Origin of the sequence: Xanthomonas cannabis pv. cannabis (assembly GCF_000802365.1) — a bacterium.
GTDB classification, from domain to species: Bacteria; Pseudomonadota; Gammaproteobacteria; order Xanthomonadales; family Xanthomonadaceae; genus Xanthomonas; species Xanthomonas cannabis.
Genome location: NZ_JSZE01000147.1, coordinates 1 through 9,857, shown reverse-complemented (window position 1 = coordinate 9,857; position 9,857 = coordinate 1). Strand labels below are relative to the sequence as shown.

Sequence of the window (9,857 nt, the reverse complement as noted above, 5' to 3'; positions counted from 1 at the left end):
GACACACCCTTGTCACGGATGTCCTGCGCCGTGCTGCGGTTGCTGTAGGCGCGCCTGCGTTGCGGCTCTGCACGCGGGCTCGTGCCCTGACCGCCAGGCGCCAGCGCGTCGATCAGGGCGGCGGTGGGGCCACGCTCGGTGGTCACGGTGACGCAGCAGTTTTCCTTGCGGCTGGTGGCATCGGCGGCAAGATTGATGTCCAGATCATCGCTGGGCTCCCACAACCACTGCACCCGCGCAGTGCGCAAATTCTGGTCGCCATCATCGGTTGCGGTACGGGGGCCGGCACCGGTCACCACCTGGTCGAAGCCGTCGCGACGACGTCTGGCTGCATACACGCGCAACGCACTGGTCTCGCCCAGCGCGTCGTTGAACGCGCCCGCCACGCCGAGCGCACCGTAATTGCCCGCGGTGATCTCGGCATCGGCACTGCGGGTGAAACTGGGGCGACGGGTGACCACGTTGATGACGCCGGCAGAGGTGTTCTTGCCGAAGACGGTGCCCTGCGGTCCTTTCAGCACTTCGATGCGTTCCAGCTCGCCCAGGTCGGCAAAGCTCACGCCATTGCGTGCACGCGCCACCCCGTCGATGACCACGCCGACCGAAGATTCGAGCCCAGCGTTGTCGCCCACCGTGCCGATGCCGCGGATGCGTGCAGTGGTCTGCGCTGCGCTCTGGCTGCTGGTCACGATCAAGCCCGGCACCAGCACCTGCAGTTCCTTGATGTCGTGCACGCCGCTGTCCTGCAGCAGTTGTTCGGGCAAGACCGACACGACCACCGGCACATCCTGCAGCGATTCCTCGCGCTTTTGCGCGGTCACCTTGAGCGTCGCCAGGGTCGCCGGCTCATCAGGCGCGGTCTGCGCCGAGAGAGGCCGTGCGGGCAGCGCTGCCAACAGGGCAAGCGCCAGCACGGTGCGGTGGTGCCGTTGCATATCCATGAGTGTCCCCCGACGAGATCGCGTGCGCTGCCTGCAGCCAGTGCCGCAGCTATGCGCGCGGTGCCACCTTACCGGGTTCGATGCCCTGTCGCGTGCCGCCAGCGGAATGCGCGGAGCGCCCGACGAATGCGGGCCGCACGCAGGATGCATGCAAGCCATGCGCCGCCAGCGGCAGGACTCATCGGCAATGGAGAACGGGAGTGCCCACGCTCACACTAAAGTCGCAACGACCGCGATCTGCCGCGCGAGATGCCTGCCCGCGGAATCAAAGCAGTGCACTCAGCCCACGCAACGCGGCCACCACGGTCTGGCGCCGTACCGCATCGCGATCGCCAGCGAACTGGAACAGCTGCGCCGTGGCGTAGCCGCCGCGCCGCTTCCAGCCGATCCACACAGTGCCGACCGGCTTGTCGTCGCTGCCGCCGCCCGGCCCGGCGATGCCGGTCACCGCGACTGCGATGCTTGCACCGGAGTTGACCAGCGCGCCGGAGACCATTTCGATCACGGTTTCGCGGCTGACCGCACCGTGCACTTCCAGCGTCTGCGGCCGCACGCCCAGCAAGGCCTGCTTGGCCTCGTAGCTGTAGGCGGCCATGCCGCAATCGAACCAGTGCGACGAGCCGGCGACATCGGTCACTGCCTTGGCGATCCAGCCGCCGGTGCAGCTCTCGGCCGTGACCAATCGCTCGCGCGCAGCAAGCAATTGCTGACCCAGGGTTTCGGCCAGCTGCTGCAACTCGGAATCGGCGGACAAGGACATGGGCACGGCGACGAAGGAAGGCAGCGGACGTTTTAGCCCAATTCGCCGCCCCTGTCTGCGGCTGGCCCGGCGCGCCGGCCCCGGCGGCGTAGCCGCGATTCAGTCGCACTGTGTTGCCTGGCAGCGGAAGCCAAGTGCATGGCGTGCAATGGCGCTCGTTCACTGCGCCGCCGCTGCGGCGACATGACGTTCATCAGTCGCCGCCGCGCCAATCCTTTCCAGCCCGCCCTGCTCCAGCTTGCACCGCCGCTGCAGCCCACCACCGGGTGAGCCGCAGCCGAGCCGGCGGTGACTGGTGCGCAGCTCGCCCATCAGCGCACGGGCGATGACCTGGCAGGACCGCATGCGCAGGCCGCCGTACACGAAGGACCTAGGTTTCCCAGTCTTCCCGGCGGTCCGGCAGCATCGCGCGCAGCGGCGCGCCATCGTCGCCTGCGGCAAGCCGCTCGGCTTCGACCATCGGCAGGTCGACGTCGAGCAACCAGCCGTCCTCGTCAGCCTGCTCGCCGCGGACCACTTCCAGCTGGTGCAGCTTGGAACGCAGACGGCCGGCCGACGGCGGCAGCCGCAGCTGCCCGGTCACATGACGCAGATCCAGGCGTTGGCCGAGCGCGTGCTGCAGCTCTTCCAGACCGCGGCCGTCGCGCGCGGAGATCCACACGCGCTCGCGGCGCGCCGGGTCGGGAATCCCGTCCTGCGCGTCGTGGCGCACTTCGGCGCCGTCGATCTTGTCGATCTTGTTGAACACCAGCAGCTGCGGCAGATCGCCCGCACCCACAGCATGCAGCACTTCGTCGACCTGCAGGATGCGCTCTTCGCGCAGCGGGTCGGCCGCATCGACGATGTGCAGCAGCAGATCGGCCTCGCGCGCCTCTGACAGGGTCGAGCGGAACGCGGCCACCAGTTCATGTGGCAGATCGCGCACGAAGCCGACCGTGTCGGCCAGGATCGCACTGCCGCCCGGCAACGCAATGCGGCGCACGGTGGGGTCCAGGGTCGCGAACAGCTGGTCGGCCGCGTAGGCGTCGGCGCCGGTCAGGGCGTTGAACAGCGTCGACTTGCCGGCATTGGTGTAGCCCACCAGTGCGATGCGCGGCAATTCGCTGCGCAGACGCGCGCGGCGCATCTGATTGCGCTGCACCTCGACCTTTTCCAGCCGCTTCTGCAACTGCTCCACGCGCTTCTGCAGCAGGCGGCGGTCGGTTTCCAGCTGGGTTTCGCCGGGGCCACGCAGGCCGATCGCGCCGCCGCGCTGGCGCTCGAGGTGGGTCCAGCCGCGCACCAGCCGGGTGGCCATGTGGCGCAGCTGCGCCAGCTCCACCTGCAGCTTGCCTTCGTGGCTACGCGCACGCTGCGCGAAGATATCCAGGATCAGCCCGGTGCGGTCGATCACCCGCCGCTCCAGGTAGCGCTCCAGGTTGCGCTCCTGGCCGGGCGACAAGGTGTGGTTGACCAGCACCAGATCCGCGCCGGTGGCCTCGGCTGCCGCCTTGACCTCTTCCAGCTTGCCGCTGCCGATCAAGGTCGACGGGCTGGGTTTGTCGATGCGCGCGGTGAGCGTTGCCGCCACCGTGGCGCCCGCCGACTTTGCAAGGTCGGCGAACTCCTCCAGCACATCGTCCTCGGCAGGCCCACCGGAGTGGGTCTGAATCAACAGCGCGTGTTCACCCTTGCGCGAGCGATCAAACACGCACTACTCCATTACTGCTCGACGTCGTCATCTTCCGCTTGATTACCTTCATTGGATTGCACGTACCCACCACCCGGCCCCACGCGCACATTGCGCGCCGGCACGACCGTGGAAATGGCGTGCTTGTAGACCATCTGACTCACCGTGTTGCGCAACAGGACTACAAATTGATCGAACGATTCGATCGTGCCCTGCAGCTTGATGCCGTTGACCAGATACACAGAGACCGGCACTCGCTCGCGCCGCAGCGCGTTGAGGAATGGATCCTGTAAAGATTGCCCCTTAGCCATCGAAAACTCCTCGTCGTTCTTGTTCTTATGTCCCGGTCGACACCCGCCATCCCCAGCCGGCCCCGGAAACGGGATGTTACACGCCTGAAGGCGACTGCACAGCGGGACGATGAGCGAGGAAGCCGACAAGTGCGTCATCCAATCGATGCCGATCACGCTCCGGGTCGAACCAGCGCGCGTCGAGCTCGCCACGTAGCCAGGTGAGCTGCCGCTTGGCCAACTGCCGGGTCGCCTGCACCGCCTTGTCGCGGAACTCGGCCAGGCTGCCGGCCCCATCCAGATACTCCCAGGCCTGGCGATAGCCCACCGCGCGCACTGCGGGCAGATCCAGCGGTGCGGCCACCGCCTGCATCTGTGGTAACGCCCGCAACTGCCGCACCTCTGCCAGAAAATCCTGCGCCAGCATCGCGTCCAGGCGGTGTTCGATGCGTGCATGCAGCACCGCACGCTCGCATGGCGCCAGTACCACCTTCAACACCCGAACCGGCAGCCGCGGCCCCGGCGGGAGCGCCTGCCAATAACTGATGGGCCGCCCGCTGACGCGGTAGACCTCCAGCGCCCGCTGGATCCGCTGCGGGTCGGTGGCGTGGATGCGTGCCGCCGCGACCGGGTCAACGTGTGCCAGCTGCGCGTGCAAGCCGGCCCAACCGAGCTGCTCGGCCTCGGCGGCGATCGCCGCGCGCACCGTCGGGTCGGCCTCCGGCAATTGCGACAGGCCTTCCAGCAAGGCACGGAAATACAGCCCGGTGCCACCGGCGAGAATCGGCAACTTGCCGCGCCCCACGATGTCGTCGATCGCCTTGCGCGCATCGGCGGCGAATTCGGCGGCCGAATAGACCTGCCAGGGATCACGCAGATCGATCAGGTGATGCGGCACCGCTGCCCGCATGCCGGCATCGGGCTTGGCCGCGCCGATGTCCAACCCGCGGTACACCAGCGCCGAATCGACGCTGACGATTTCCCCATCCCAGCGCTGTGCAGCCTCCAGCGCCAGCGCAGTCTTGCCGCTGGCAGTGGGGCCCATCAGGGCAATCGCGAGCGGGCGTCGGTCGGCCGGCATCAGTCCTCGTCCGGCCAACAGATCGTCGGCGCGGCCGGTGCACTGACGCGCGGGACGGGAATGGCCGCCATTGCGTTCCACACCTTCAACGCATCCACGGTCGCCGCCACATCGTGCACGCGCAACAGCAGCGCACCGTGCTGTGCGGCGATCAGGTGCGCCGCCACCGAGCCGTGTATGCGTTCGGCGGCGATCTCGCGCCCGATCAGCTCGCCGATGCTGCGCTTGCGCGACAGCCCCGCCAGCACCGGCAGGCCGAATTCCTGCAGTCGCTGTAGCTGCGCCAGCAAGGTGAGGTTATGCGCGGTCGTCTTGTCGAAGCCGAAACCCGGGTCCAGGACCAGCCGGCGCTTGTCGATGCCGGCCATCTCGGCGGCGAAGATGCGTTCGGCCAGAAACCGGTGCACCTCACCGACCACATCGTCATAGTGCGGCGCGTCCTGCATGGCATGTGGCGCGCTGCGCGCATGCATCAGCACCACGGGGACGCGCAGGTCCGAGGCCGCCTCCAACGCTCCGGGCGAACGCAACGCATGGACGTCGTTGATCATGCCGGCGCCGGCCGCGACCGCTGCACGCATGACCTCCGGTTTGAAGGTGTCCACGCTGATCGGCACGCCGGTGCGCTGCGCCAGCGCCTCGATCACCGGAATCACCCGCTGCAGCTCCTCTTCCACCGACACCGCTGTAGCGCCCGGGCGGGTGGATTCGCCGCCGATATCCAGCACCGCAGCGCCCTGCTCCACCAGCAACAGCCCATGCGCGATTGCCGCTTCGCAGGTCGCATGCTGGCCGCCGTCGGAGAACGAGTCGGGCGTGACATTGACGATCCCCATCACCTGCGGCGCATCCAATCGCAGGCTGCGGCCGGCGCAATCCAGTTTGAGGGCGGTGTCGAACATCGGGCGGTGTCTCCTGGGGTGGTCGCGATCGCTCGCACGCGGGCCTTGATGCAGCCCGGTAACGCAGCAAGGCCGGGAATCGCTTCCCGGCCTTGATGGATGCATCTGCAGATCGGCGTTTGACCGGCTTAGATCTGCTCGGCGGGTCCGGCGATCGGTGGCAACGGACGCGGGCTGCCCTTGTCGTTGTTGTTGCCACCGTCCTTGTCGGACTTGCCCCAACCGGCCGGCGGCGGCGGCTCACGGCCTTCCATGATGGCGTCGATCTGCGGCACGTCGATGGTCTCGTACTGCAGCAGCAGCTGCGACATGGCATGCAGCTTGTCCAGATTCTCGGTGAGGATGGTCTTGGTCTTGCTGTAGGCCTTGTCCAGGATCGAACGCACCACTTCATCGATCTTGCGCGCGGTCTCGTCGGAGACGTTCTTGTGTTGGGTCACCGAACGGCCCAGGAACACCTCGTCCTCTTCCTCGCCGTAGGCCACCGGGCCAAGCTCGTCGGACAGGCCCCACTTGGTGACCATGTTGCGCGCCATCTTGGTGGCCCGCTCGATGTCGTTGGACGCACCGGTGGTGACCTTGTCGCCGCCGAAGATCAGCTCTTCGGCAACGCGACCGCCGTACAGCGAGCACAGCTGCGATTCGATGGCGACACGATTCATCGAATAACGGTCACCTTCCGGCAGATACATGGTCACACCGAGTGCGCGGCCGCGCGGAATGATGGTGACCTTGTAGACCGGGTCGTGCTCCGGCACCAGGCGCCCGACGATGGCGTGGCCCGCCTCGTGATACGCGGTGAGCGTCTTTTCGTCTTCGCTCATGGCCATCGAACGACGTTCGGCGCCCATCAGGATCTTGTCGCGGGCACGGTCGAAGTGATCCATACGGACTTCCTTCTCGCCGCCGCGCGCGGCAAACAGCGCCGCCTCGTTGCACAGGTTGGCCAGATCGGCGCCGGAGAAGCCCGGGGTACCGCGCGCAATGACCATCGGCACCACGTCGTCGGCCAGCGGCAGCTTGCGCATGTGCACGCGCAGGATCTGCTCGCGACCCTTGACGTCCGGCAGACCGACCACGACCTGGCGGTCGAAGCGGCCCGGGCGCAGCAGCGCTGGGTCCAGCACGTCGGGGCGGTTGGTGGCCGCGATCACGATGACGCCTTCGCCGCCCTCGAAGCCATCCATCTCGACCAGCAACTGGTTCAAGGTCTGCTCGCGCTCGTCGTGACCGCCACCCAGGCCAGCACCGCGATGACGGCCCACCGCATCGATTTCGTCGATGAAGATGATGCATGGCGCGTGCTTCTTGGCCTGTTCGAACATGTCGCGCACGCGGCTGGCGCCGACGCCGACGAACATTTCGACAAAATCGGAGCCGGAGATGCTGAAGAACGGCACCTTGGCCTCACCGGCGATCGCCTTGGCGAGCAGCGTCTTGCCGGTACCGGGCGGGCCCACCATCAGCACGCCACGCGGAATCTTGCCGCCCAGCTTGGTGAACTTGGTCGGGTCACGCAGGAAGTCGACCAGCTCGCCGACCTCTTCCTTGGCCTCGTCGCAACCGGCAACGTCGGCAAAGGTGATCTTGATCTGGTCTTCGCCCTGCAGCTTGGCGCGCGACTTGCCGAAGCTCATCGCGCCCTTGGCGCCACCACCACCGCCCTGCATCTGGCGCATGATGAACAGCCAGAAGCCGATGATGAGAATGACCGGCAGGAAGTTGAGCACCAGCGACCAGAAGCCCGGCCCGGTGGACGGCTTCTGACGGGTCATTTCGATATTCTTGCTATAGAGCACGTCGACCAGCTTGTCGTCGCGCGGACCGTACACGGTGGCTTCGCTGCCGTCGGTGCGCTTGAAGCGGATCGCATTGACGGCGAGATTGGTCTCGTCGGTGTAGTCCACCGATTTGACGCGCCCGGAGTCAACTTCTTTCAGAAACTGGGTGTAGGTGATCGAGTCGGCACCGACGCCACCCGCCATCCGCGGCGAGAAGCTCTGGAAGACAACCATCAGCACAACTGCGACGACCACCCACAGCAGCAGATTCTTGGTCAAGTCGTTCATCCTCATTGGCTCCGGTGCCCTCTACTCTTATGCTTGAAATACGGTGGTCATTGGCAGCTTACTTGATCTGGACACGCTTGCCCTGACCGAGCGCATAAACTTCCGGGGAGCGCTTGCGCGAGGCCGCCGGCTTGCGGATCGTCACCTTGTCATAGCGGCGGCGAAGCTCGCGAATGTAGTCGTCGGATCCCACACCCTGGAACAGCTTGATCAGGAACGCCCCGCCCGGTCTGAGGTGGGTGTCGGCAAAGTCCATCGCCAGTTCCGCCAGGTGCATCATCCGCGGTTGGTCGACCGCATCCATGCCACTCTTATTGGGGGCCATGTCGGACAGAACAAGGTCCACCGGCACATCGCCCAACATCGCTTCGAACTGCGATAGGACCGCCTGCTCCCTGAAGTCGCCGTGAAGGAAGTCCACCCCGGCCAGCGCCGGCATGTCCAGGATGTCCAGCGCCAGCACCCGGCCGCTGTCGCCCATGGACTTGCGCACCTGCTGCGACCAGCCGCCGGGCGCGGCGCCCAGATCGACCACGACCATGCCCGGCTTGAGCAGCCGGTCGCGCTGCAGCAGCTCTTCCAGCTTGTAGGCCGCGCGCGAGCGCATGCCTTCGGCCTGGGCCTTCTTCACATAAGGGTCGGCGAAGTGTTCCTTGAGCCAGCGCTGGCTGCTTTTACTGCGGGAAGGCATTGGCAAAGGGGTCCGAACGGGCCGCCATGATACCCTGAACACCCTTTGCTTCCCTTCGATCCTGCATGTCCATTGTTCTCACCTCCGCCCAGAACCGTTTCCTGCGCGGCCAGGCCCACGACCTCAAGGCACTGCTGCAGACCGGCGGCAAAGGGGTCACACCGGCATTTCTGGCCGAACTCGAGGAAGTGCTCGAGCGGCATGAACTGATCAAGGTGAAGGTCGCCTCCGAGGATCGTGAGACGCGCGATACATTGATTGCGGAGCTGGTCGAGCAGACCGGCAGCGCCCTGGTGCAGCGGATCGGCCACGTCGCCATCCTGTACCGCCCCAGCAAGGAAAAGCGCCAGATCGTGCTGCCGCGCGGCTGAGCCAGACGAGTTCGTTATGCCCCTGAGCCAGGAACATCCCGATTACGCCTATGCGTTGCGCGCGGCCGATGGCCGCCATGCCAAGGTCAACGACCAGATCCTGCAGCAGAGCTTCATCCTGATGCCCGATGCGCTGGTGGAGCGCTGGCCGGTACCGGACCTGGCGCAGCTACAGGTCAGCCACATGGAGGCGGTGCTGGCAATGAACCCCGCCGTCATTTTGCTGGGCACCGGCGATCAGCAACGCTTCCCCGACGCGCAGGTGCTGGCCGCCTGCCTGACCCGCGGCATCGGACTGGAAGCGATGACCAACGCCGCCGCCGCGCGCACCTACAACGTGCTGGCCAGCGAAGGCCGCCGGGTCGCATTGGCGATGGTGTTGCCGGGCTAATCGGGTGAGGCGGGATTTGGGAATCGGGATTGGGGATTCGTAAGAGCGGGCTGTAGCGAGCGGCGCGTTTAATTGCCTCCCCCGGACCGATGCGTCACCTGGTCACCAGGTGACCAGACAAAAAACGCACCCGATGCCCGGGCATGAACAGCCCAAGGCGGTTGCGAATCCCGAATCCCAACTCCCCAATCACTTTTTCGGCAAATACAGCAGCGGATCCACCGGCTTGCCGTTGTAGCGGATCTCGAAGTGCAGCATGTCGCGGGCGGCGCCGCTGCGGCCCATTTCGGCGATCTGCTGGCCGGCCTTGACGCTCTGGCCCTCGTTGAGCAGGCGCTTGCGGTTGTGGCCGTAGGCCGACAGCCACTGGTCGTTGTGCTTGATGATGATCAACTCGCCGTAGCCGACCAGGCCGGCGCCGGAATACACCACCACGCCATCGGCAGCAGCACGCACGGCCTGGCCGCTGGCACCGGCGATGTCTACGCCCTGCTTGGTGGTTTCGCCGGTGACGAAGGTGCCGACCACCACGCCATCGGCCGGCCAGCGCCATGGAAACCCGCTGCTGACCGGTGCGGCGACCGGGGCCGCCGGCCGTGGCGGGACCACGGTGCCGGCAACCGGGGCGCTGTTGCTGCCGGGCTTGCTCGCACCTGGCGGATATAGCTTGAGGGTCTGGCCGGGATAGATCG

Annotated in this window: 12 protein-coding genes; 2 read left to right on the top strand and 10 right to left on the bottom strand. The window is 66.4% G+C overall.

Going from position 1 to position 9,857, the window contains the following annotated elements:
- From OZ10_RS18545 to rlmE, 9 genes are all read right to left on the bottom strand, one after another.
- The coding region (locus tag OZ10_RS18545; RefSeq protein WP_039566461.1) for a TonB-dependent receptor at positions 1–941 on the bottom strand (941 nt) is incomplete at its 3' end.
- Positions 942–1,206: 265 nt separating this feature from the next.
- On the bottom strand, positions 1,207–1,701 hold the full coding sequence (locus tag OZ10_RS18540) for a CinA family protein (protein ID WP_039404219.1): 495 nt from the start codon (positions 1,699–1,701) through the stop codon (positions 1,207–1,209).
- Between the two features lie 159 nt (positions 1,702–1,860).
- Positions 1,861–2,064 carry a hypothetical protein gene (locus tag OZ10_RS22365; RefSeq protein ID WP_139051365.1) on the bottom strand — a complete coding sequence of 68 codons (204 nt, stop codon included), beginning with the start codon at positions 2,062–2,064 and terminating at the stop codon, positions 1,861–1,863.
- A 7-nt stretch (positions 2,065–2,071) separates the two neighbouring features.
- Complete coding sequence (gene hflX, locus OZ10_RS18535) at positions 2,072–3,391, bottom strand: ribosome rescue GTPase HflX (protein WP_039404218.1); 1,320 nt, start codon at positions 3,389–3,391, stop codon at positions 2,072–2,074.
- A gap of 11 nt (positions 3,392–3,402) precedes the next feature.
- On the bottom strand, positions 3,403–3,681 hold the full coding sequence (gene hfq / locus OZ10_RS18530) for an RNA chaperone Hfq (RefSeq protein ID WP_005915027.1): 279 nt from the start codon (positions 3,679–3,681) through the stop codon (positions 3,403–3,405).
- A gap of 76 nt (positions 3,682–3,757) precedes the next feature.
- Positions 3,758–4,741 carry a tRNA (adenosine(37)-N6)-dimethylallyltransferase MiaA gene (miaA, locus tag OZ10_RS18525; protein ID WP_039404205.1) on the bottom strand — a complete coding sequence of 328 codons (984 nt, stop codon included), beginning with the start codon at positions 4,739–4,741 and terminating at the stop codon, positions 3,758–3,760.
- Positions 4,741–5,643 (bottom strand): dihydropteroate synthase, encoded by a 903-nt coding sequence (gene folP / locus OZ10_RS18520; protein ID WP_039404203.1) that lies wholly within the window; start codon positions 5,641–5,643, stop codon positions 4,741–4,743. The genes miaA and folP overlap by 1 nt, the downstream gene beginning before the upstream one ends.
- Before the next feature lie 128 nt (positions 5,644–5,771).
- Positions 5,772–7,712: an ATP-dependent zinc metalloprotease FtsH gene (ftsH, locus tag OZ10_RS18515; RefSeq protein ID WP_039404201.1), complete on the bottom strand. Its 1,941-nt coding sequence runs from the start codon at positions 7,710–7,712 to the stop codon at positions 5,772–5,774.
- Between the two features lie 58 nt (positions 7,713–7,770).
- The gene (rlmE, locus tag OZ10_RS18510; protein WP_039566459.1) at positions 7,771–8,403 is read right to left on the bottom strand and encodes a 23S rRNA (uridine(2552)-2'-O)-methyltransferase RlmE; all 633 of its coding nucleotides are present in this window, start codon (positions 8,401–8,403) and stop codon (positions 7,771–7,773) included.
- 65 nt (positions 8,404–8,468) lie between these two features.
- Between rlmE and yhbY the strand changes: the two genes are divergently transcribed.
- Positions 8,469–8,774, top strand: coding sequence for a ribosome assembly RNA-binding protein YhbY (yhbY, locus tag OZ10_RS18505; protein WP_039404199.1), 306 nt, complete (start codon positions 8,469–8,471; stop codon positions 8,772–8,774).
- A 16-nt stretch (positions 8,775–8,790) separates the two neighbouring features.
- Positions 8,791–9,165 carry an Mth938-like domain-containing protein gene (locus OZ10_RS18500; RefSeq protein ID WP_039404196.1) on the top strand — a complete coding sequence of 125 codons (375 nt, stop codon included), beginning with the start codon at positions 8,791–8,793 and terminating at the stop codon, positions 9,163–9,165.
- A 189-nt stretch (positions 9,166–9,354) separates the two neighbouring features.
- On the opposite strand, the gene OZ10_RS18495 is transcribed toward OZ10_RS18500, so the two are convergent.
- Positions 9,355–9,857, bottom strand: a 503-nt coding sequence (locus tag OZ10_RS18495) for a peptidoglycan DD-metalloendopeptidase family protein (protein WP_039566457.1), incomplete at its 5' end; no start/stop codon positions are given.